A 19320-nucleotide genomic window follows, 5' to 3' on the forward strand; every position below is an offset into this window, starting at 1 on the left:
GTGATTCGCTCGCACGTTGAAGGATTTAGATCATGATTCGGGCGTCCGGCACGGTCGGCTTTCAGGGCCGAACCGATACCGTCTCGTCTTCCCGGCTGACCAACGCGGTCGCGGCCTCGCTCGCTGTCGCCGCCCTCTCGCTATGCCTGATCGTCACCCTAACGGTGCTGTCGACCAAGGCGGCCATGGCGATGGGCCTGCCGGTCTGATCCCCGTTTCATCCTGGACGGCTTCAAGGTGCCCCGCGCCGACCTGCATCGCGACGGGACAGTGATGAAATCGCCTGTGGTCATCGTTGCAATCACCCTGACTGCGGCCATCCTGGTCGCCGCCTCGCTTTTGATTTTCGTCGGCACCCGCAAGGGCCCGGGGACATCGACGCTGATTGCGCCCGCGCTGCAGCAGCGCATCATGCATCCGCATTTGGTCTAAAATCATCCGAAAGCTTTGAGCAGGCAGGCAAGCGTCCTTTAAGCACACCGCGCGAAATCGGATTGCGCTTGCGCAACCATCGGTCAGTCTGACGGCCTTATCTCGTTCAGGGAGGAACGGGCCAGGCCCATGCGGTTCGGATGGCGTGCCATTTCCGGTCCCGTGCTGACGGCAGCGATCGCACTGCTGGCGATCCTGCTCGACCGTCATGCTCCCGCGCTGTCGCTTGCACCGCTGTTCGTTGGCATCGTGGCGTTGGCCGGCTCGCTCTCGGGCTTCGCGTCCGCGCTCGGCAGCGCCGCCATCGCCGTGATCGGCGCGACGCTGCTCGCACTCAGCCACCGTACCATGCCCGGCTTTGCCGTGACCGATCTCGCGCCACTCGGCCTGCTCGCGCTCACGACCGCCGCGACCGCAGGCATCACCGGCCTGATGCGCGAGCGTCTGCTCGATGCCTTCACCACCGAGCAGCACAACCACGCCACCGCGGCACGGTTGTCGGCCGCGCTCGACCAGGTCGATATCGGCATCGTGCTGCTCGATGCCGAGACACGCGCCGAATTCATCAATCGCGCCTTCCGCGATTATTTCGCGCTGCCGGACGAGAAGGCTGACGACAAGCCGCCCTTCATCGCGCTGATGTATCACAGTCGTGACACCGGCGCGTTCGAACTGCCGGAGGATGAGCTCGGCGTCTTCATTGCGCAGCGCATGGAGATGGTGCGGATCGGCGACGCGACGCCGATCAATATCAATTTGCGCAATGGCGAGGTGCTGCGTTTCGTCTGCACCGCGCTACCCGACGGCGGCCGCATGCTCAGCTACACGCCGGTGACCGACCTCGTGCGCCACACCGACGCGCCCGCGCGCGCCGACTATTACCGCGCGCTGCGCGATCCCACGGGGCGGAAGCTGATGCGGTATCTGCGCGTCGCGGAGTGATGCTGGACGCGGCGATTGATCGACCCGCCCTTCATCGCGTATGAAGGACGCTTCATCGATCGCGGATTTCCAGATGTCACTCACCATTCGCTCCGTCACTCGGCAGGATTACGATCAATGGCTGCCGCTGTGGGACGGCTACAACGCCTTCTACGGCCGCTCCGGTCCGACCGCGCTCGCGCCCGAGATCACGAAGGTGACGTGGCAGCGCTTCTTCGACGCGTACGAGCCGGTGCATGGGCTGGTCGCCGAGAGCGACGGCCGCCTGCTCGGCATGACGAACTATCTGTTCCATCGCAGCACCACCGCGATCGAGCCATCGTGCTATCTGCAGGATCTGTTCACGCTGGAAGCCGCACGCGGCAAGGGCGTCGCCTCGGCGCTGATCTACGGCGTCTATGAACGCGCAAAACTCGCGGGATCGCCGCGGGTCTACTGGCAAACGCACGAGACCAACACCACGGCACAGAGCCTGTACGACAAGGTCGCGGAACGCTCCGGCTTCATCGTCTATCGCAAGCTGTTCTGATTCCCCTCACATCCTGTGGATAACTCTGCCTGTCACCGGCGCGTAACACACCGGGATTAAGTTGCAGCTGCGTCTGATCAGGCCCCCCGTCACCGATCAAGCGCCCCAAGCGGTCCCCGTCAGTCGCCGCGTCTGACAGGGGCCGCATTTTTTTGTCCGCTGTTCCTTTCAGCATGGCTGCAACGCAGCCAGCCGCTTGCCGGTGTGGTGCGCCGCGGTCACAATGGGCGCTGCTCTTTTCTGACAGGGTCCCCCATGGAAATTCGTAATCTCGGCGGCTCCGGCCTGCGCGTGTCCGCAGTCGGGCTCGGCTGCAACAATTTCGGCCAGCGCACCGATCTGGAGACCTCACGCAAGGTGATCCACCGCGCGATCGATCTCGGCATCACGCTATTCGACACCGCCGACATCTATGCCGGCCAGGGCGGTTCGGAGACGGTGCTCGGCACCGTGCTCGGCGACCGCCGCAAGGACATCGTGCTCGCCACCAAATATTCCAAGCCGATGGCGGCCGACGGCACCAAGCAGGGCGCCTCGCGCCGCTACATCATGAACGCGGTCGAAGCCAGCCTGACGCGGCTCAAGACCGACTACATCGATCTCTACCAGCAGCATGATTACGATCCGCTGACACCGCTGGAGGAGACGCTCCGCGCGCTCGACGATCTCGTCCGCCAGGGCAAGGTCCGCTACATCGGCCATTCCAACTTTCCGGCGTGGCGCATCGCCGAGGCCGAGTTCACTGCGCGCGCGATGAACGTCAGCCGCTTCGTCTCGGCGCAGGACGAGTACAGCCTCGTCGTTCGCGACATCGAGAAGGATCTGCTGCCCGCCGCCCAAGAGTACAGGCTCGGCCTGCTGCCGTTCTTCCCGCTCGCAAGCGGCCTCCTGACCGGCAAATATCAGCGCGGCGCAACGGCCCCGGCCGACACGCGCTTCGGCAAGGCACCGGCGCTGCGCGACCGCTACGTCACGCCGCGCAACGAGGACATCGTCGAGAAGCTGCAGGCGTTTGCGAAGGCGCGCGGCCATTCGATGCTCGAGCTCGCCTTCTCCTGGCTCGCCGCGCGTCCGCAGGTGTCGAGCGTGATCGCCGGTGCTACCCGCGTCGAGCAGGTCGAGCAGAACGTCAAGGCGATCGCCTGGCAGCTCAGCGCGGACGATCTCGCCGAGATCGATGGGATCACCAAGGGGTGATTTTGCGGCGCGGCGCGCTATTTCGCGCCGCGTCCAACCGTCTGCATCACTTCAAAGCCCTCGAACTGCGGATGGCCGAGATAAAGCGGCTTGTTGTCGCCGGCGCGGGCATGCGCCGCGCGGAACGCCTCCGACTTGGTCCATGCTTCGAACGCCGCGTGGTTTGCCCACACGGTGTGCGAGGCGTAGAGCGTGTGGTCCTCGAGCTCCGGCCCTCTCAGCAGATGGAATTCGACGAAGCCCGGCACCTTGTCCAGATGCGTGTCGCGCGACGCCCAGACCTGCTCGAAGGCTGATTCCGAGCCTTTGGTGACGCGGAAGCGGTTCATGGCGATGTACATGCGGGTGGTCTCCTGATGCTGCACCACTATCTCGTCATTCCGGGACACGCCGCAAGACGTGGGCCCGGAATCCATTTTGCTACAGAACCGGTGGAGGGATGGATTCCGGGCTCGCGCTACGCGCGCCCCGGAATAACGGCTAGGCAATCAGCCCCTTCATCGGCCTTGCGCTGGCGCTGTCCGGGAACACCGTCTCTGCCAGCACGCGATCCGACAAGCCGAACTGGCCCTGCAGCACGCCCTTGATCACGGAGCGGAGATCGGTGGTGGGCTTGAGGTCGCGGGCCTCAAAGAGGTTGGCCGGCTTGAGGCCGGGCCAGTCGGAGATGACGCGGCCGCCTTTGACCGCGCCGCCGGCGAGCAGCGCGATGGTGCCCGTGCCGTGATCGGTGCCGTCGGTACCGTTGATACGCGCGGTGCGGCCGAATTCGGTGGCGACGACGACGACGGTGTCGCGCCAGCGGTCGCCGAGGCCGCTTTCGAATTCGGCGAGCGCGCCATCGAGGCCGCCGAGCAGGAAGGCGAGACGGCCGACCGGGCCGCCTTCATTGGCATGCGTATCCCAGCCGTCGAAGGCGAGCGCGGCGATGCGCGGACCATCATCGGCGGCCATCAGCTTTGCCGCGCCGCGCGCGACCTGCCGCATCTGGGCAACCTGGTTGCCCGGCTTTGGCTTCATATCATCGCCGCTCGCGGCCTTTTCCAGCTGGAGACCTTGCGTCAGCGCCGAGGCCAGCGCGGGATCGCGATGACGGTAGAGATCGACCAGCCGCATCGCGGTGTCGTCGTCGGCCTGCGGCAGCGCGACCGGCGCCCAGCCGACGGTCGGCGCGTTGCCGCGCAGCACCAGCGGCGTGGTCGGGCCGACCGCAAGTCCGCTCGACACGCGCTCGCCGCGTGGCAGCGATTCCAGCGCGCGGTTGAGCCAGCCGGACTGCACGCGGCCCGGGCCGGCATAGCCGCTCTCGAGCACATCCTGGCCGTCGAAATGCGAGCGATCGCGATACGGCGTCGCCACCGCATGGATCACCGCGGCATGCTGCGCGCGATACATCCGCGCAAATTCCGGCATCGAGGGATGCAGCGCAAAGAAGCTGTCGAGCATCGGCGCGGGATGCGCGCCATCCGCGGTCAGCGCGATCGAGCCGTGCAGGCCGGCATAGTCGGGGTCGCCGATCGGCGCGACGGTTGCGAGCCCGTCGAGCGCGCCGCGCAGGATCACCACGACCAGGCGGGGATCGCGCCCATCAGCCGCGCGCGCGAATTTCGGCAGATAGGCCCAGGCCGCGAAGGAGGCGCCGCCGAGCAGAAGGCCGCGGCGCGAGGCGAGGAGCCGGTTTTCGACGCAGTCGATCATCGTCATCTCCTCTGCAATTCCGGCGACATCAGCAGCAGTGCCAAGGCCTGCTGGCGCGATTCCGCGCGCTCGATGGTTTTGCGCGTTTCGATGGACGCAGCATCGGCCGCGGCGAATTCCAGCAAGTCGAGCGGATCGATGTTGGGCCCGAGCCGCGCGCCCATCTGCGAAGCGATGTCGAGCCGAAGCTTCATGCCTTCGGGCGCAGCCCAGGCTGCAGCGGTGTCGGGGAAGCCATTGGGGCCGGCCGGTGTCCACAGCGGCTGGCCGAGCAAGTTCAGACTGTTGAGATAGGGGCCGGGATCCTCCGGCACGCGTGCGAGCAGCCGGCCGCTCGCGACCAGGAAATCGTAAGGCGAGCGCATCTTGATCAGCGGCGCCTGCCAGGCCTCATTGGAATCGACCAGAGCCGTGGCAAGCGCCTTCAGATCGCCGTCGGTCCTGACGAAGACATCGCGCAACCGCGCCACCACGGCCTGAGGCGGATCGTCGGCGACGAAGTGCCGGACGAATTTCGTGGCGATGAAATTCGCGGTCGAAGGATGGCGCGCGATGTCGGCGAGCGCGGCCTCGCCTTGCGCCAGGCCCGTCGCTTCGTAGGTCTTGCCGAGCAGCTGTTGCGGCCCGGGCTGGTGCGCATTGGCATTGAAGGCGAAGGAGCCGGGTGCCCCGAGCTGCCCCTGCCGGCCGGCGAAGGTCCAGCCCGTGATGATGCGCGCGAGCGAGGTGACGTCCTCCTGCGTATAGCCGCCGCCGACGCCGAGCGTATGCAGCTCCATGATCTCGCGCGCGAGATTCTCGTTCAGCCCGCGCTTGCGGTTCTGGCCCGCGCGCGAATCCGGTCCGAGCGATTGCTGGTTGTCGAGGAAGAACAGCATCGCCGGATGTTGCTCGACCGCCTTCAGCATGTCGGCGAAGCGGCCGAGCACATGCGGGCGGATCGCCTCGCGCTCGAACGCGCCGGCCCACATCCGCGCCAGCTCGCCCTTATTCGCGGAGATGCAGAAATGGTTGGACCAGAACACGACCAGGCGCTCGGTGAAGCCGCAATCGACCATCATCGCGCGCTGCAGCCGCGCCAGCGCCTCGGCGCGAAAGGTTTTTTGGATCACGTTGAGCGGCTGGGCCGGCTTTGCAGCAGCCGGCGCGGCCACGTTGGGCTGCATGCCGTCAGGCTTTATCGCGGTGTCGGCCGGCTTCGCTTCGGTCATCCGTTGACCTGCGATCTCGGTCATCACCGTGTTGAGCGAGAGATTGCGCCGTATCTGGTTATCGGGCTTCTGCTCGGCGGGCGGCGGCGGCGCCGGCGCTTCGGTCGGCGTGGCGGCCTTCGCCGCCTCGCGCGCCTGCTTGACCTGGTCCTGATAGGCGAACGCGGCCTGGCCGAGCTGCGGCGTCGATTGCAGGCCCGGCGCCTCCAGCAGCGCGCCAAAGGGACGCGCCAGTTCCGCCTTCACGAAGCCGCGGGGATCTGAGGCCGCATTGATGAGGTCGCCGGAGGCCCCGCCGCGGGCGCCGAAGCCGAAGCGGTTCAGCGCTACGAGGGCGGCTTGCGAATCGCGGGCCATCGATTTGTCCTCCGCGCGGGGCCAACCGCTTCCCTGGTCAGTGCGCGGCGCCTAATATACCGCAGCCGGAGATGAACCCGACATGAAAATGACGGCGAAGCTTTTGCGTAAATCATGACAAATCCGAAAGAAATCACGCATCCGCAACCGGCTCCGCGCCGCCTCGCCTGTTCCCGATGCGGCACCGAGTTCGGCTGCGACCTCTCGGGCGAGTGCTGGTGCGCGGAGGAGACGGCAAAGCTGCCGATGCCGGTGAAGGGCGAGGATTGCCTGTGCCGGGAGTGTTTGCGCAAGGCCGCGGACGCGGCCTAGACCGCAAACCCCGGCGACTGCCTCGCCATGCCGTCGAACGCATCGAGCAGCTTTTCGCGCCAGGCATAAACCGGATCGTCGGCCTCGATCAGCCTGAACGGGCTCACCACGCGCGCCCACTGGAAACCGCCGAACACGATGTAGTCGGCATAGTTCGGCGCGGCACCGCCGATGAAGGGCTGCTTCTTCAGCGCCTGCCGCATCACCTCCAGCGATTTGCGGAAGGCGACGACACCGGCGTCGCGGCTCGCCATGATCTCTTCCAGCGTCTTGCCGCCAAACCGCGCCTCGCGTGATTGGCGGAAATAGGCGGCATCGACCTCGGCCAGATTCTTCGGGATGTCAGCGATGATCAGCGGAAAAATGCCGCCGACGATGGCGATGTCGCCCCAGGCGTTGAGCATGCGTGCCATGGCACGACCGCCCTCGCCGCCGAACAGCGACGGGCGATCCGGGAAATGGTCTTCGAGATAATTCGCGATTGCCCAGGAATCGATCACCGGCTTGTCGTGATGCAGCAGCACCGGAACCTTCTCCGAGCCGTGCGGCGCGATCGAGCTCTTCTCGGTGAAGCGCCAGGGCAGCGATTCCGCCGTCAGCCCCTTATGCGCCAGCGCCATCCGCGTGCGCCAGCAATAGGGACTGAAGGGACGCGAGGCGTCGGTGCCGACGAGTTCGAAGAGCTTGAGCGACATGAAAAAGGTATCTCCAGGCTCCGTCACTGCGAGGAGCTCTTGCGACGAAGCCATCCAGACTGCCGCCGCGGAGACATTCTGGATTGCTTCGCTTGCGCTCGCAATGACGTTGTGGCGCTACCGCCCGTTGGTTCGCAGCCACCTTTCGCCGTCCTCGGTCACCGCGATGATCAGGCCGATGCCGGGCAGCGTCTCGCGCGCGACGAAGCCGCGGTCGGCGGCGTCCTCCCAGATGGTGAGACGCGGGCACGAGGTCTTCCAGGTCGAGATCACCTCGGCATAGGCGCGCGGCTCGCGCGCGATCCATTCGACGAAGTCCAGCACCAGCGGGTCGGCCGTCTCGCTCATTGCAAACCTCCCTTGTCGAAGGCAGCCAGCACCGGTGTGCGAACCAGCAGCCAGCCGCCATAGGCGATGTAATAGCAGGCGATGGTGGTGATCAGCTTGTTCGACCAGGCGATGAACTGCTGATCGGTCATCGCTTCGAGCAGGCGCCGCGCCAGCGTGGTGCCGAGCATCGAGGCGAGAATCGCGACGCCGGCGAGCACGGGATCGAGGCCGGCCGCCTGGTCGATGATACCGCCGAAATAGATCAGCTTGGTGAAATGGCTGACGAGCTGGCACATCGCCTTGGTCGCCACCTTCTCGCGCCGGCCGAAATCGCCGCCGAGGAAGAAGGTGTCAAGCAGTGGACCGGAGACGCCGGTCATCAGCATCAGGCCCATGCAGATCGTGCCGTAGACGGTGCCCTGCCAGAGCCGGTCCGGATCGGGCTTGATATTCGAAGGCAGCAGCCGTGCCATGAACGGCGTGGCACCCAGCATCAGCAGCGCCGTCGGCTTGTCCGGCACGTAGCGGGTGAGCGACCAGGCCGCGAGCGCAATGGCAGCGCCGACCATGTAGTTCGCGACCGGCCGCCAGCGGATATGCGCCCGCCACAGCAGCGCGCGCCAGCCGTTCGAGGCCATCTGCGTGATCGCATGCAGCACCATCGCGGTCGGCAGCGGCATCAGCGCCAGCAGCACGCCGATCAGGATCAGCCCGCCCGCCATGCCGAACAGCCCCGACAGGAACGCGGTGCCGACCATCAGCAATCCAAGGGCAGCGATCATGATGGGCGTCACGAAGGATTCTCCTGGTGGGAATACGGCAAGCAAGGGACAAAGGAGAGCGTGCCTCGCTTGCTCCGTTCGCGCAAACTGAGTTAACTTGGCCTGGCGTCAGCTTTCCTGAGGGTGTTTGCATTTGCGGCGGCTGCTCTTTCTCAACGGCATCAAGGCATTCGAGGCGGCGGCGCGGACCGGCAGCTTTGCCGCGGCCGGCATCGAGCTGAGCGTGTCGGCGGCCGCCGTCAGCCGCATGGTGCATCTCCTGGAAGAGCGGCTCGGCGTCGCGCTGTTCGAGCGCAAGGCCAACAGACTGGTGCTGACGCAGGCGGGCCGCGCCTATCAGAGCGGGCTGACGCCGATCTTCGACGCGCTCGCAAGCCTCACCGCGCAGGTGACCGCGCCGTCCGGCGTGCGCGTGCTCACCATCGGCGTCGGACATACGTTCGCGATGCGCTGGCTGATCCCGCGGCTGTCGGAGTTTCGCAGCGAGGAGCCCGACATCGAGGTGCGCTTCACCACCGGTGGCGCCGAGGTGCCGTTCGGCGAGGACTGGAGCTGTGGCATCAAGCTCGGCACCGGCGACTGGCCGGGGCTGGTGGCCGAGCCGCTGTTCGCCGGCGACCTGACGCCGGTCTGCGTGCCGCGCCTCGCCTCCGGCCTGAAGCGCCCGGCCGATCTAAAAGGCCCGAGCCTGATCCGCGTCACGCACTCGACCGAGGACTGGCCGATCTGGCTGAAAGCCGCGGGCCTCCCCCGCATCAACGCGCGCGGGCCGGAGTTCCAGTTCTACGGCCAGGCCCTCCAGGCCGCCGCCGACGGGCTCGGCATCGCCATGGGCATCCGGCCCTATATCGACGACGATCTCGCCGCCGGACGCCTGATCGCGCCGTTCGACCTCTCGGTGCCCAAGGGCATGCGCTGGTACCTGCTCTACCGCAGTTTCCAGACCGAACAGCGCGATTTTGCCGCGTTCCGCCGCTGGATCATGCGGTCCGCGGCGGAACCGGCGGCCCGGCCACGCCGATCCGGGCGCCCCGGACGGAACTGACGCATCACCCTTTCGGGTGAAAAAGCCGGCTGCTTGTGAACGGCTTCACATTTCGAAATCCGCAAACGTGGTCCTCTAACCCTCCGACACGAGAGTATTTGGGGACGACCAATGACGACCATTTACGACGGCTTTGACATCGAATCCTTCGAAGCTGGCAAGGGACTGTGGCACGCCCGGATCCGGCGCGCCGATTTCAGCCCGGTTGCCATCGACGGCGTGCTGTTTCCGGCCATGGAAGTCGGCTTCGCCTGGCCCGATCCCGACGCCGCGATCGCCGACGCCAAGCATCACATCGATCGTTTCCGCCGGCGTGCCGACGACGAATAGGCCCAGCGAGACGGCAACAAGACTGAGCGGCAGCGTGGCGTAACAGGGGGGACACCGGTTCATGTCAGTCATCGAATGCGACGACACTCCGCGGCCGCGAATTTATTCGCGCAAGGTGTTGTCGGTATGCCCGGAATGCGACGGCGATCTCACGGTGCTCCGGGTGATCGGCGGCCGTGCCGGCTGCGAGTACTGGACCATGCGCTGCACCGATTGCGGCGGAATCCATCTCGACATCCTCGAGCCGCGCGTGACGGTCGTGGACGGCGACGGACCGCTGCCGGCGGCGTGAGCCGCCGCTGCTGCCAACCTGCTGTCAGCAGTCTGCCCAGGGACGTACCTTCGCCCTTTTCTGGGCGGCGGACTCGTCCCATATTCGCCTCATGGCGAAGAAACCTGCTCCCCCGAAATCCCCGAAATCCAAAGCTCCGAACTCGAAGGCCCATCGGCCCGATGTGCAGCCGATCGGGCCGGCGCTGGCTGAACTTCTGAATCCTGCGATCAATCGCGGTGATGCCGGGCTTGGATCGGGCACTGGCCTGCAGCCGCCGCCGGATAATTCGCGCGACCGCCGCTCCGGGGGCGAGGCCGCCGCGCATCGCGCGCGCGCCTCGACGCCGAAAGAGTTTCCGCAGGATCACGCCAGGCCGATGCCGTTGCGGCCCAATCCGCAGCCGCAGGGCGCCCGCGAGAGTGCCGGCTTCGACGAAGCGCCGCAGGCCAATTACGGAACCGCGGCCACCATCCCGACGCTCGATCCGGAACTGGCCCGCCAGCTCGGCCTTCCCACCGAGGAGGACGACGCCGAGGCGCTGGCGCGTCCGCCGCGCTCTAAGATGGAGGCGCTCGGCGTCAAGGCCACTGCCGAGGCGCTGGAATCGCTGATCCGCGAGGGCCGGCCCGAGTTCCGCAGGGATGACGGCTCCACGAAAGTGTGGACCCCGCACCGGCCGCCGCGCCCGGAAAAGTCCGAAGGCGGCGTGCGCTTCGAGATCAAGTCGGAATACGAGCCGCGCGGCGACCAGCCGACCGCGATCAAGGAGCTGGTTGAAGGCATCGAGCGCAACGACCGTTCGCAGGTGCTGCTCGGCGTCACCGGCTCCGGCAAGACCTACACCATGGCCAAGGTGATCGAGGCGACGCAGCGCCCGGCGATCATCCTGGCCCCGAACAAGACGCTGGCCGCGCAGCTTTATGGCGAGTTCAAGAGCTTCTTCCCCGATAACGCGGTCGAGTATTTCGTCTCGTATTACGACTACTACCAGCCGGAAGCGTATGTCCCCCGCACGGATACCTACATAGAAAAGGACTCGTCGATCAACGAGCAGATCGACCGCATGCGCCACTCGGCGACGCGCGCGCTGCTCGAACGCGACGACGTCATCATCGTCGCGTCGGTGTCCTGCATCTACGGTATCGGCTCGGTCGAGACCTACACCGCGATGACGTTCGCGCTGAAGAAGGGCGAGCGCATCGACCAGCGCCAGCTCATCGCCGACCTCGTCGCGCTCCAGTACAAGCGCACCCAGGCCGATTTCACCCGCGGCACGTTTCGTGTGCGCGGCGACGTCATCGACATCTTCCCGGCTCACTATGAAGACCGCGCCTGGCGCGTGAATTTGTTCGGCGACACCATCGAGAATATCGAGGAATTCGATCCGCTCACCGGCCACAAGCAGGACGAGCTCGAATTCATCAAGATGTACGCCAACTCGCACTATGTGACGCCGCGCCCGACGCTGGTGCAGGCGATCAAGTCGATCAAATCCGAATTGAAGATGCGGCTCGATCAGCTGCACGACCAGGGCCGCCTGCTGGAGGCGCAGCGGCTGGAGCAGCGCACCACCTTCGATCTCGAGATGATGGAGGCGACGGGAAGCTGCGCCGGCATCGAGAACTATTCGCGCTATCTCACCGGGCGCCTGCCCGGCGAGCCGCCGCCGACGCTGTTCGAATACGTTCCCGACAATGCGCTGGTGTTCGCCGACGAGAGCCACGTCACGGTGCCGCAGATCGGCGGCATGTTCCGCGGCGACTTCCGCCGCAAGGCGACACTCGCGGAATACGGCTTCCGTCTGCCCTCCTGCATGGACAACCGCCCGCTGCGCTTCGAGGAATGGGACATGATGCGACCGCAGACGGTCGCGGTGTCGGCCACGCCGAGCGCCTGGGAGCTGAACGAAAGCGGCGGCGTGTTCGTCGAGCAGGTCATTCGCCCGACCGGCCTGATCGATCCGCCCGTCAACATCCGCCCTGCCCGCACCCAGGTCGACGATCTCGTCGGCGAGGTCCGCGCCACGGCGCAGGCCGGCTACCGCTCGCTGATCACCGTGCTGACGAAGCGCATGGCGGAGGACCTCACCGAATATCTGCACGAGCAGGGCATTCGCGTGCGCTATATGCACTCCGACATCGACACCATCGAGCGCATCGAGATCATCCGCGACCTGCGCTTGGGCGCTTTCGACGCGCTGGTCGGCATCAACCTGTTGCGCGAAGGCCTCGACATTCCCGAATGCGCGCTGGTCGCGATTCTGGATGCCGACAAGGAAGGTTTCCTGCGCAGCGAGACCTCGCTGATCCAGACCATCGGCCGCGCCGCGCGCAACGTCGACGGCAAGGTGATCCTCTATGCCGACCAGATGACGGGCTCGATGGAGCGCGCCATCGCGGAAACCAACCGGCGCCGCGAAAAACAGGTCGAGTACAACACCGAGCACGGCATCACGCCGGCGAGCGTGAAGAAGAACATCGGCGACATCCTCAACTCCGTCTACGAGCGCGACCACGTGCTGGTCGAGGTCGGCGGCCACGACATGACCGACGACGTCATCTCGATCGGCCACAACTTCGAAGCCGTGCTCGGCGATCTGGAAACGCGGATGCGCGAGGCCGCCGCCGACCTGAACTTCGAGGAAGCCGCCCGCCTCCGCGACGAAGTCAAGCGCCTGCGCGCCACCGAACTCGCGGTGGTCGATGACCCCACCGTCAAGCAGCGCGCCGTTGCCGGCAAGGCCGGCTCCTATGCGGGCACCAAGAAATACGGCGATGCCGCCAACCTGCCGGTCAGCGCCATGAAGAAAAAGACCGTAGGCTCCGCACTGAAGGCAAGCGGCAGCAGCAGCGGCTCGAAGGTGCACAAGCCGCATCTCGACGAGATGCACGGTCCGGAGTCGTTGCCCTACCGCGAGAACCAGAGCCTGCCGTCAAAGCCGTTCGGCAGCACGAGTAGGATCATCCAGCCGACGGATTCACGGCAGTCGGGACCGGAGTTCGGGCCGGCGCCGAAGTCGACGGGTGGGATGCCGGGACGGCGGGGTGGGTGGAAGAAGAGGTAGTTTGTCCGGCGTGGGGGCGCGCAATCAAGGCCTCCCCCTCACCCCACGCTCGCCGTCACCACCGCCATCACCGACAGCAGCAGCACGATGGTCACGAGCTGGAGCGAGGCGACCGGGTGGGTGCGCCAGGCGGTGATCTTGTCGGACAGCGATAGTTGGGCCTCAAAGAATTTCGGCTCGTAGACGGTCTTGAAGACGGACGGAAAGTTCGGCCCGAGCGTGACTGCGATCATCGCGTGGGCGAGCGAGGCAATGGCGACGAAGATGGCGACGCCGGGGTCACCGGAGAGGTCGTGGTTGCCGAACAGCTTGAGCAGCATCGCGGCTGTGGCGAAGGTCGGGAAGCTCTGGAGGACCGCGGTCAGCGCGAGACCTTCGAGCGCGTTGTGCAGGCGGGACTTTCTCGCGGTGGCGATGGCAGCCATGGCACGTCTCCCTGATGACATCGGGATGACGGTAGCCGGGGCATCAAAGCGTCGATGTGAGCTGGCTCACGCATCGAGCTACGTCAGAGCTGGCGAAAGAACACGAGGTAGATGGCGAGGCCGATCGTCGAGAACGACAGCAGGACGCCGAGCCAATTGTATTTGACGCCCTGCGCGTGGGACGCATTTCTGATGAAAGCGCTGAGGAAGCACAGGAACAGGATTGCGAGGACGACACCCCAAAAGAACTTCCCGGCGTCCATTGTCCCCTCGCACCGCTCAACTCCAGCGTTAGCGACTGGAATTTACCATCGGGGCATGCCGGATAGAAGAGAGACCGGGCGAGGTTTTCCGCGGTGTTACAGCTTGCCCTGCCCGTTCACCTGGCTCTGCTGTTGCTGCTGCTTGTCCTGCTCGTTGGCGCGGTGGCGGCCGTAGAGGCAGCCGGCGGCGGCGCCGAGCACGCCGTGATGGCCGGCATAATGGCCGGCGACGCCGCCGACGACGGCGCCCTTGATGCAGCCCTTGGCGTTGGCGGCGGAGGTCGCACCCAGCATGAGCAGCGCGGCAGTGACGGCGATGAGCGGGGATTTCATGATCGATGTCTCCGGAAGCGCCGTGTCAACAAGCGTGGGCCGGTCCGGGTTCCAGCACTGGCCGAGGTGAGGAAAGCTAGCTTGAACCTCCCTCTCCCCTCGCCCGACCCATCCGCGGGGCGTTGCGCACCCCGGCTGGGGATTGTGCCGATGAAAATCGCGTTGCTTGCAATCTTGGGGCTGTTCCTGGGGGCGTTGAGCGGCGCCGCGCCCGGCATCGGCGCCGGGCTCGCCTGGGTCGAAATCGCGCAAACCACGAGCTTCGAAGGCTATAGCGGCATGCTGGTGTTCTTCACCTTCATGCCGCTGGGGGCGGCGATCGGCGGGACCGGCGGCGCGCTGTTGTTCGCCCTGCTCGCCATGCGCGACGACGCCATCGCGATCGAGCGGGAACCCGCGGCGGGGCCGGTGCGCAGCCAAGACTGACCTGACCAGGTAAGATTACGGGGTTCTATTGTAAATCTCACAAAGTGCCCTCAATTGTGCATTGCAAAATCGTGATTTGCATTTTCACTAATCACGCCTATTTTGTTTGTACACGAACGAATTGAGCAGCCGCCTCGCGCAGTACTGTGCATGGGGTTGTTTTCTGTTTTTCTGCAAGCCAGTTTCAGGACGCCCCAAAATGACGGAGCACAGCCTCTGGCGTTTCTCGCGTGCGTTGCACCGCGCGATCAACGACCGGCATTTCGAGGACATCGAGGCCCTGATCGACGAGGACGTCGAGTGGGCGATCTATGGCCCGATCGACATGTTTCCATTCCTCGGCGCGCGCCAGGGCAAGGCGGCCGTGCTCCAGGTGATCCGCCAGCTCGCCGACAATTTCCACGTCCGCCGCTTCGAGCGCGAGAGCATCATGCTGGGCGTCGATTCCGCCTCCTCGATGCTGCGCTACTCGCTGACGGCACTTGATTCCGAGAAGCCGATCAGCTTGCGCGTCGCGCAGTTCGCCCAGTTCAGGGCGGACCGGCTCACCAGCATGCGCGTGCTGGTCGACACTTTCGACCTGGTCGAGCAGGCACTCGGTCGCGCCATTCATCTGCCAAGGATGACCAGCGTCGGCTGAGGGGGACACCAACGGGCTCCGCATTCGGGACCGATCGATTGATGCTTTCGCGACACGTCCTGGCCGCCAGCCCCGCCAGACGCCTCGTGGAGATGCTCGTCATCGGGCGCGCGCTTCCGCGCGGCCCGTTGGTTCGCTATTTTGAAGGCTGCGCAGCTTCCAAACTGCCGCGGCATGCGCCATAATTTTGCAACGATAGCGCCGCATCTTCTGCGCGAACTGGGCTTGCGGGCAAGGCAATGGAATTCACGACAGGTTTTGGCTGGATCCGGCTGCCGCTGGCGGCTGCGTTCATTTTCGGCTCGGTGCTGACGGCCTCCGCACAGATCATCCCGCCCTTCTCCCCTGCCCCCTCTGCGACCGCGCCCGACGAAGACGCCGAGGCCGAGACCACTGAGACCGCCGACGTCAACGATCCCGACGTGCTCAAAGGCATCGACGTCGACAAGCTCGACTGGAGCCAGCTCGCCATCGACGCCGGCACGCTCAACGACATCATCGCCGCCAAGAAGCGCGCGCAGGCCGCCGCCAATAACGGCATGAACTGGTCGACCAACGCCAACGCGAACGGCTCCTCGGCCGTGACCGTGAAGCAGTCGGTGTCCTCATTCTGGGACACCCGCATCGGCGCCGACATGACGGTGGCGAAAGAGCCGACCACGATGTCCGAGCTGATGGCGCAGAAGGCCGCCAACGGCGGCAACCTGCCGCAATCTTCCGGCAGTGCCTGGGCCGCCGCGACCGCGCCGGGCGCGGGCCCCGTCTGGGACAAGACCGCGGTGGAAGCCCGCGTCGACCCCGGCGCCGAGCAGAGCAAGCTCGGGGCATCGCTGACCAAATCGGTGCCCCTGTCGACCGATTATTCGCTGACGCTCCAGAACGGCTACAGCGTCAACCAGCAAGGCACGACGGCGCTGCCAGGCGTCGGCGGCCACGTCATCCGCAACTACGAGACCGACCAGTCCGCCAAGGTCGAGATCACCGACACCGGCACCAGCATCACCGCCGGCCAGACCATGTCGACCACCGACGACAAATGGCTGCGCAAGGTCGGCGCCGAGCAGAAGCTGTTCGACAACGTCACCGTCTCCGGTTCCGTCGGCGAAACCTCGCAAGGCGCGATCAACAAGAGCCTGACGGCGGGCTTCAAGAAGAGCTGGTGAGCTTTCTTAGGAGTCCCGTAACCATACGCCACGGCAAAACCCCCGAATGGTCCGCCCTTGCCGCAACTCGGCCCCGTTGCGGTCAAAATCGGACGCCCTGATGCACCGGCCTGACACACATCGTCGTGCGGGGGACACTCGCGCTGCGCTCAACGCGAATAGGGGAATAACGATGAACGCCATGCGTCCGGAAAAGACCGAGACCACCGCCGAGACCGAGACGGTCGACACCAATCTCGCCGCCGTGACGGAAGTCGAAGCCGGCATCCGCGATTTCGTCCGCAATGACATTGCCTATCTGCGCCGGCCGGCCGCGACCGCCACCACCGATGCGCCGCCGCTCGACCCGAGCGCGGAAGCCACCGTCACCAACGTCAACTCGCTGATCCAGCGCGTCGCCGGCACCTCGCTTGCCGAGATCGAGAATCTGATCTCCGAGCTCGAGAGCCTGCGCGACCTGCTCCATGCCGAGGGCCAGCGCGTCCAGCGCGAGATCTCGGGCTACGCCCAGCTCAGCCAGGCGGCGATGAAGTCGACCCGCATGATCGCCGACAACGTGTCGCAGTGGAAGCGCGCCGCCGACGGCCTGCGCAACAGCTGATCGCAGACGCAAAGCATCACCGGCCGCCGCGTTCCGAAAGGGGCGCGGCGGTTTTGATTCTGGAGGGCGTGACGGACGCGCGCTCCCACGAAAGGTGTCATCACCCGCGGAAGCGGGTGATCCAGTATTTCAGAGACGGCCGTGATTGAACCGAGACGCCGCGGAGTACTGGATGCCCCGGTCAAGCCGGGGCAGACAGCAGGGCCTTGAACCCGCCACCGATTCCCGACGACCAATGCCTAGCGCCCGTGCCGCCAAAGGCCGGGCCTCGGGGACATCTCAAATGGAAAGCATTCGGCCCGATAACACGGACCCGATCCCGCTGCGGCCCGCGCCGAACCAGTTCGGGACCATCATGCTGCGCTTTGTCGGGTTGCTGGCGGTTGCGATCGCGATCTTGGCGTTCGTCTATAGCCGCTGAGGGTGGAGGCCGCGTCGTGGCCCCGCGCGGAGGCCACTTCGTGGCCCCGCGGAGCTAACAGTGCTTAACGGCTCGCGTCGACCGCAGAGGCTTCCAGGGTGTAGGCGCCGTCGGCGTAGCCCTTCACCACCATGCCGGCAACCAGCATCACGGCCAGCGTCGCGGTAGCGAAGATAAATCCAACCAGCTTGAGTGCGCCGCGGTCTGCCATTGTTCTCGTCCCCTGTCCTCTGCCCAGTTCGTTCAAATAGACAGCGACAGGTTCATAATTGGTTAGCAACTCGATGGTTCCGGTTAACTGCTTCGCAAGGACCGGCCATCTCGGGGAGGCTTATGGCAGCCGCCCGGAATCGCGTCCATAGCGTGCGGGCAACACTCGCGCGCTGATTTCGGCCGTTCATTTTGGAACTGGTCTAACTGCCCTTCCGCATCGGCACGAAGGCGCTGGCGGTGATGGAGTAGACCTCTTCGCCACGCTGGTTGGTGCCGGTGGTACAGGCGGTCAGGATGCCCCAGCCGGGCCGCGAGGCGGAAGTGCGCTTGTCGATGACGACGTTGGAATAGCTGATGGTGTCGCCGGCCAGCACCGGCTTGATCCAGCGCAGGTCGCGAAAGCCCGGTGACGGCCCCCACACCGCGATCTCCTCGCCACGCGCTGCGGCCTCCCGCGCCAGGCGCTGGCCATCGGCGACAAGCAGACTCATGCAGGCCGAGCCGACATGCCAGCCGGACGCTGCAAGCCCGCCGAACAGCGAGTTCTTGCCCTCTTCCTCGTCGAGGTGGAAGCGCTGCGGATCGAATTTCGCCGCGAAATTCTTGATGGACTCCGCCGTGAAATTGTAGGTGCCGATGTCGCGGCGATGACCGATCTCGATCTCTTCGAAGAACCGCATCAGGCCGCTCCCGCACGCCGCTCGATCAGGATCGGCGAGGTCATCTCGCACAGCGCCTCGCCCCTGGCGTTACGCATCGTGCATTTGAACTTGACGATGCCGAGGTTCGGCCTGCTCCTCGAGGTTCGGGCTTCCACGACGTCGACGTCGAGCATGAGGTCGTCGCCGGGCCTCAAAGGCGACAGCCAGCGAACCTCGTCGACGCCAGGAGATCCCAGTGACGCGGCGCGGGTGATAAAACCGTCGGCCATCATCCGCATCATCAGCGAACAGAGGTGCCAGCCCGAGCCGGACAGGCCGCGCAGCATGCTGTTGGCCGCGGCCTCCTCGTCCAGGTGCATCGGTTGCGGATCGAACTCGGCGGCGAACGCCAGGATCTCGTCGCGGGTGACATGGCGCGGACCGAACGTTCCATACCGGCCGGTCGGGAAATCTTCGAAGGTCAGGGTCATCTTGGGAAAGCTTTGCGGGAATGACAGATTGTGGCCGCACTTTGCGGCAATCTCAACCCGCCGGCCCGCATGGCTCGTGCTACATTCGGCGAGTCGGGCCGGACCTGCCTCATCGTCGGATTGACGCAGTCCGGGGGCGCCATTTGCCCGGGGGAGAGAGATGTTTTCATTCAGCGATCTGTTTCAATGGGACCGCTTCATCACGCCGACGATCATCAAGACCTTCTATTGGCTGGTGATCGGCGTGATCTGCCTGTTCGGGCTCTCCGGAATCTTTGCCGGCCTCACCGCGATGGCGATCAGCCCGTTCGCCGGCTTCCTGGTCGTGCTGGAATCGATCGCAGGCGTGGTCGTCGGCATCGTGTTCTCGCGCATCGCCGCGGAATTGATCCTGATCGTGTTCCGCATCAACGAGCATCTCGGCGCGATCCGGGATCAGGGCGGCGGGGCGCGGTAGCCCGTCATTGCGAGGAGCGAAGCGACGAAGCAATCCAGGCTGTCACCG

28 protein-coding genes are annotated in these 19320 nt (G+C 65.5%); 16 read left to right on the forward strand and 12 right to left on the reverse strand.

What is annotated here, in order from left to right; translation table 11 throughout:
* Positions 1–32: 32 nt before the first annotated feature.
* The 5 genes from K3F49_RS34750 to K3F49_RS34770 all read left to right on the forward strand — a co-directional run bounded on the left by K3F49_RS34750 (position 33) and on the right by K3F49_RS34770 (position 3100).
* Complete coding sequence (locus tag K3F49_RS34750; protein ID WP_234685365.1) at positions 33–209, forward strand: hypothetical protein; 177 nt, start codon at positions 33–35, stop codon at positions 207–209.
* Between the two features lie 64 nt (positions 210–273).
* The gene (locus K3F49_RS34755) at positions 274–432 is read left to right on the forward strand and encodes a hypothetical protein (RefSeq protein WP_234685366.1); all 159 of its coding nucleotides are present in this window, start codon (positions 274–276) and stop codon (positions 430–432) included.
* Between the two features lie 129 nt (positions 433–561).
* Positions 562–1374 carry a PAS-domain containing protein gene (locus tag K3F49_RS34760; protein WP_234685367.1) on the forward strand — a complete coding sequence of 271 codons (813 nt, stop codon included), beginning with the start codon at positions 562–564 and terminating at the stop codon, positions 1372–1374.
* A gap of 73 nt (positions 1375–1447) precedes the next feature.
* Positions 1448–1903, forward strand: a complete 456-nt coding sequence (locus K3F49_RS34765; RefSeq protein ID WP_234685368.1) for a GNAT family N-acetyltransferase — start codon at positions 1448–1450, stop codon at positions 1901–1903.
* Between the two features lie 255 nt (positions 1904–2158).
* Complete coding sequence (locus K3F49_RS34770) at positions 2159–3100, forward strand: aldo/keto reductase (RefSeq protein ID WP_234685369.1); 942 nt, start codon at positions 2159–2161, stop codon at positions 3098–3100.
* A gap of 17 nt (positions 3101–3117) precedes the next feature.
* Here K3F49_RS34770 and K3F49_RS34775 read toward each other — a convergent pair whose 3' ends face one another.
* From K3F49_RS34775 to K3F49_RS34785, 3 genes are all read right to left on the reverse strand, one after another.
* Complete coding sequence (locus tag K3F49_RS34775) at positions 3118–3441, reverse strand: antibiotic biosynthesis monooxygenase family protein (RefSeq protein ID WP_234685370.1); 324 nt, start codon at positions 3439–3441, stop codon at positions 3118–3120.
* Between the two features lie 139 nt (positions 3442–3580).
* A complete protein-coding gene (locus K3F49_RS34780; RefSeq protein WP_234685371.1) occupies positions 3581–4804 on the reverse strand; it encodes a DUF1501 domain-containing protein in 1224 nt (407 codons plus the stop codon).
* Complete coding sequence (locus K3F49_RS34785; RefSeq protein WP_234685372.1) at positions 4801–6366, reverse strand: DUF1800 domain-containing protein; 1566 nt, start codon at positions 6364–6366, stop codon at positions 4801–4803. The genes K3F49_RS34780 and K3F49_RS34785 overlap by 4 nt, the downstream gene beginning before the upstream one ends.
* Before the next feature lie 114 nt (positions 6367–6480).
* Here K3F49_RS34785 and K3F49_RS34790 point away from each other — a divergent pair, with 114 nt between their 5' ends.
* Positions 6481–6678: a cysteine-rich CWC family protein gene (locus K3F49_RS34790; RefSeq protein WP_234685373.1), complete on the forward strand. Its 198-nt coding sequence runs from the start codon at positions 6481–6483 to the stop codon at positions 6676–6678.
* Here K3F49_RS34790 and K3F49_RS34795 read toward each other — a convergent pair.
* From K3F49_RS34795 to K3F49_RS34805, 3 genes are all read right to left on the reverse strand, one after another.
* Entirely contained in the window at positions 6675–7373 is a 699-nt protein-coding gene (locus K3F49_RS34795; protein ID WP_234685374.1) for a glutathione S-transferase family protein, read from the reverse strand. The genes K3F49_RS34790 and K3F49_RS34795 overlap by 4 nt on opposite strands.
* A 117-nt stretch (positions 7374–7490) precedes the next feature.
* Positions 7491–7721 carry a hypothetical protein gene (locus K3F49_RS34800; RefSeq protein ID WP_234685375.1) on the reverse strand — a complete coding sequence of 77 codons (231 nt, stop codon included), beginning with the start codon at positions 7719–7721 and terminating at the stop codon, positions 7491–7493.
* A complete protein-coding gene (locus K3F49_RS34805) occupies positions 7718–8497 on the reverse strand; it encodes a TSUP family transporter (RefSeq protein ID WP_234685376.1) in 780 nt (259 codons plus the stop codon). Before K3F49_RS34805 ends, K3F49_RS34800 begins: the two co-directional genes overlap by 4 nt.
* 121 nt (positions 8498–8618) lie before the next feature.
* On the opposite strand from K3F49_RS34805, the gene K3F49_RS34810 reads away from it, so the two are divergent.
* The 4 genes from K3F49_RS34810 to uvrB all read left to right on the forward strand — a co-directional run bounded on the left by K3F49_RS34810 (position 8619) and on the right by uvrB (position 13198).
* Positions 8619–9530: a LysR substrate-binding domain-containing protein gene (locus K3F49_RS34810; RefSeq protein ID WP_234685377.1), complete on the forward strand. Its 912-nt coding sequence runs from the start codon at positions 8619–8621 to the stop codon at positions 9528–9530.
* A gap of 111 nt (positions 9531–9641) precedes the next feature.
* The gene (locus K3F49_RS34815) at positions 9642–9860 is read left to right on the forward strand and encodes a hypothetical protein (protein ID WP_234685378.1); all 219 of its coding nucleotides are present in this window, start codon (positions 9642–9644) and stop codon (positions 9858–9860) included.
* Between the two features lie 61 nt (positions 9861–9921).
* Entirely contained in the window at positions 9922–10152 is a 231-nt protein-coding gene (locus tag K3F49_RS34820) for a hypothetical protein (RefSeq protein ID WP_234685379.1), read from the forward strand.
* A 91-nt stretch (positions 10153–10243) separates the two neighbouring features.
* The gene (uvrB, locus tag K3F49_RS34825) at positions 10244–13198 is read left to right on the forward strand and encodes an excinuclease ABC subunit UvrB (protein ID WP_234685380.1); all 2955 of its coding nucleotides are present in this window, start codon (positions 10244–10246) and stop codon (positions 13196–13198) included.
* Positions 13199–13236: 38 nt separating this feature from the next.
* Here uvrB and K3F49_RS34830 read toward each other — a convergent pair whose 3' ends face one another.
* From K3F49_RS34830 to K3F49_RS34840, 3 genes are all read right to left on the reverse strand, one after another.
* On the reverse strand, positions 13237–13623 hold the full coding sequence (locus K3F49_RS34830) for a hypothetical protein (RefSeq protein WP_234685381.1): 387 nt from the start codon (positions 13621–13623) through the stop codon (positions 13237–13239).
* An 83-nt stretch (positions 13624–13706) separates the two neighbouring features.
* The gene (locus K3F49_RS34835; protein WP_234685382.1) at positions 13707–13886 is read right to left on the reverse strand and encodes a hypothetical protein; all 180 of its coding nucleotides are present in this window, start codon (positions 13884–13886) and stop codon (positions 13707–13709) included.
* Positions 13887–13982: 96 nt separating this feature from the next.
* A complete protein-coding gene (locus K3F49_RS34840) occupies positions 13983–14219 on the reverse strand; it encodes a hypothetical protein (RefSeq protein WP_234685383.1) in 237 nt (78 codons plus the stop codon).
* Between the two features lie 150 nt (positions 14220–14369).
* Between K3F49_RS34840 and K3F49_RS34845 the strand changes: the two genes are divergently transcribed.
* The 5 genes from K3F49_RS34845 to K3F49_RS34865 all read left to right on the forward strand — a co-directional run bounded on the left by K3F49_RS34845 (position 14370) and on the right by K3F49_RS34865 (position 17470).
* Complete coding sequence (locus tag K3F49_RS34845) at positions 14370–14645, forward strand: hypothetical protein (RefSeq protein ID WP_234685384.1); 276 nt, start codon at positions 14370–14372, stop codon at positions 14643–14645.
* 199 nt (positions 14646–14844) lie between these two features.
* Positions 14845–15285, forward strand: a complete 441-nt coding sequence (locus K3F49_RS34850; protein ID WP_234685385.1) for a nuclear transport factor 2 family protein — start codon at positions 14845–14847, stop codon at positions 15283–15285.
* A 239-nt stretch (positions 15286–15524) separates the two neighbouring features.
* Positions 15525–16448 carry a hypothetical protein gene (locus tag K3F49_RS34855; RefSeq protein ID WP_234685386.1) on the forward strand — a complete coding sequence of 308 codons (924 nt, stop codon included), beginning with the start codon at positions 15525–15527 and terminating at the stop codon, positions 16446–16448.
* Between the two features lie 172 nt (positions 16449–16620).
* Positions 16621–17049 (forward strand): hypothetical protein, encoded by a 429-nt coding sequence (locus K3F49_RS34860; protein WP_234685387.1) that lies wholly within the window; start codon positions 16621–16623, stop codon positions 17047–17049.
* A gap of 283 nt (positions 17050–17332) precedes the next feature.
* The gene (locus K3F49_RS34865) at positions 17333–17470 is read left to right on the forward strand and encodes a hypothetical protein (protein ID WP_187437467.1); all 138 of its coding nucleotides are present in this window, start codon (positions 17333–17335) and stop codon (positions 17468–17470) included.
* Between the two features lie 64 nt (positions 17471–17534).
* Here K3F49_RS34865 and K3F49_RS34870 read toward each other — a convergent pair whose 3' ends face one another.
* From K3F49_RS34870 to K3F49_RS34880, 3 genes are all read right to left on the reverse strand, one after another.
* Positions 17535–17681: a hypothetical protein gene (locus K3F49_RS34870; RefSeq protein WP_164936510.1), complete on the reverse strand. Its 147-nt coding sequence runs from the start codon at positions 17679–17681 to the stop codon at positions 17535–17537.
* Between the two features lie 202 nt (positions 17682–17883).
* Entirely contained in the window at positions 17884–18363 is a 480-nt protein-coding gene (locus K3F49_RS34875) for a MaoC family dehydratase (protein ID WP_234685388.1), read from the reverse strand.
* Positions 18363–18815: a MaoC family dehydratase gene (locus tag K3F49_RS34880; protein WP_234685389.1), complete on the reverse strand. Its 453-nt coding sequence runs from the start codon at positions 18813–18815 to the stop codon at positions 18363–18365. Before K3F49_RS34880 ends, K3F49_RS34875 begins: the two co-directional genes overlap by 1 nt.
* Positions 18816–18975: 160 nt before the next feature.
* On the opposite strand from K3F49_RS34880, the gene K3F49_RS34885 reads away from it, so the two are divergent.
* Positions 18976–19272, forward strand: coding sequence for a DUF4282 domain-containing protein (locus K3F49_RS34885; protein ID WP_234685390.1), 297 nt, complete (start codon positions 18976–18978; stop codon positions 19270–19272).
* Positions 19273–19320: the final 48 nt, after the last annotated feature.

The sequence above is a fragment of the Bradyrhizobium monzae genome (assembly GCF_021458635.1).
GTDB lineage: Bacteria > Pseudomonadota > Alphaproteobacteria > Rhizobiales > Xanthobacteraceae > Bradyrhizobium.

Coding starts and splice junctions, on each gene's coding strand:
- K3F49_RS34750 (WP_234685365.1), top strand. CDS start 33: ATGATTCGGGCGTCCGGCACGGTCGGCTTTCAGGGCCGAACCGATACC.
- K3F49_RS34755 (WP_234685366.1), top strand. CDS start 274: ATGAAATCGCCTGTGGTCATCGTTGCAATCACCCTGACTGCGGCCATC.
- K3F49_RS34760 (WP_234685367.1), top strand. CDS start 562: ATGCGGTTCGGATGGCGTGCCATTTCCGGTCCCGTGCTGACGGCAGCG.
- K3F49_RS34765 (WP_234685368.1), top strand. CDS start 1,448: ATGTCACTCACCATTCGCTCCGTCACTCGGCAGGATTACGATCAATGG.
- K3F49_RS34770 (WP_234685369.1), top strand. CDS start 2,159: ATGGAAATTCGTAATCTCGGCGGCTCCGGCCTGCGCGTGTCCGCAGTC.
- K3F49_RS34775 (WP_234685370.1), bottom strand. CDS start 3,441: ATGTACATCGCCATGAACCGCTTCCGCGTCACCAAAGGCTCGGAATCA.
- K3F49_RS34780 (WP_234685371.1), bottom strand. CDS start 4,804: ATGACGATGATCGACTGCGTCGAAAACCGGCTCCTCGCCTCGCGCCGC.
- K3F49_RS34785 (WP_234685372.1), bottom strand. CDS start 6,366: ATGGCCCGCGATTCGCAAGCCGCCCTCGTAGCGCTGAACCGCTTCGGC.
- K3F49_RS34790 (WP_234685373.1), top strand. CDS start 6,481: ATGACAAATCCGAAAGAAATCACGCATCCGCAACCGGCTCCGCGCCGC.
- K3F49_RS34795 (WP_234685374.1), bottom strand. CDS start 7,373: ATGTCGCTCAAGCTCTTCGAACTCGTCGGCACCGACGCCTCGCGTCCC.
- K3F49_RS34800 (WP_234685375.1), bottom strand. CDS start 7,721: ATGAGCGAGACGGCCGACCCGCTGGTGCTGGACTTCGTCGAATGGATC.
- K3F49_RS34815 (WP_234685378.1), top strand. CDS start 9,642: ATGACGACCATTTACGACGGCTTTGACATCGAATCCTTCGAAGCTGGC.
- K3F49_RS34820 (WP_234685379.1), top strand. CDS start 9,922: ATGTCAGTCATCGAATGCGACGACACTCCGCGGCCGCGAATTTATTCG.
- uvrB (WP_234685380.1), top strand. CDS start 10,244: ATGGCGAAGAAACCTGCTCCCCCGAAATCCCCGAAATCCAAAGCTCCG.
- K3F49_RS34830 (WP_234685381.1), bottom strand. CDS start 13,623: ATGGCTGCCATCGCCACCGCGAGAAAGTCCCGCCTGCACAACGCGCTC.
- K3F49_RS34835 (WP_234685382.1), bottom strand. CDS start 13,886: ATGGACGCCGGGAAGTTCTTTTGGGGTGTCGTCCTCGCAATCCTGTTC.
- K3F49_RS34840 (WP_234685383.1), bottom strand. CDS start 14,219: ATGAAATCCCCGCTCATCGCCGTCACTGCCGCGCTGCTCATGCTGGGT.
- K3F49_RS34845 (WP_234685384.1), top strand. CDS start 14,370: ATGAAAATCGCGTTGCTTGCAATCTTGGGGCTGTTCCTGGGGGCGTTG.
- K3F49_RS34850 (WP_234685385.1), top strand. CDS start 14,845: ATGACGGAGCACAGCCTCTGGCGTTTCTCGCGTGCGTTGCACCGCGCG.
- K3F49_RS34855 (WP_234685386.1), top strand. CDS start 15,525: ATGGAATTCACGACAGGTTTTGGCTGGATCCGGCTGCCGCTGGCGGCT.
- K3F49_RS34860 (WP_234685387.1), top strand. CDS start 16,621: ATGAACGCCATGCGTCCGGAAAAGACCGAGACCACCGCCGAGACCGAG.
- K3F49_RS34865 (WP_187437467.1), top strand. CDS start 17,333: ATGGAAAGCATTCGGCCCGATAACACGGACCCGATCCCGCTGCGGCCC.
- K3F49_RS34870 (WP_164936510.1), bottom strand. CDS start 17,681: ATGGCAGACCGCGGCGCACTCAAGCTGGTTGGATTTATCTTCGCTACC.
- K3F49_RS34875 (WP_234685388.1), bottom strand. CDS start 18,363: ATGCGGTTCTTCGAAGAGATCGAGATCGGTCATCGCCGCGACATCGGC.
- K3F49_RS34880 (WP_234685389.1), bottom strand. CDS start 18,815: ATGACCCTGACCTTCGAAGATTTCCCGACCGGCCGGTATGGAACGTTC.
- K3F49_RS34885 (WP_234685390.1), top strand. CDS start 18,976: ATGTTTTCATTCAGCGATCTGTTTCAATGGGACCGCTTCATCACGCCG.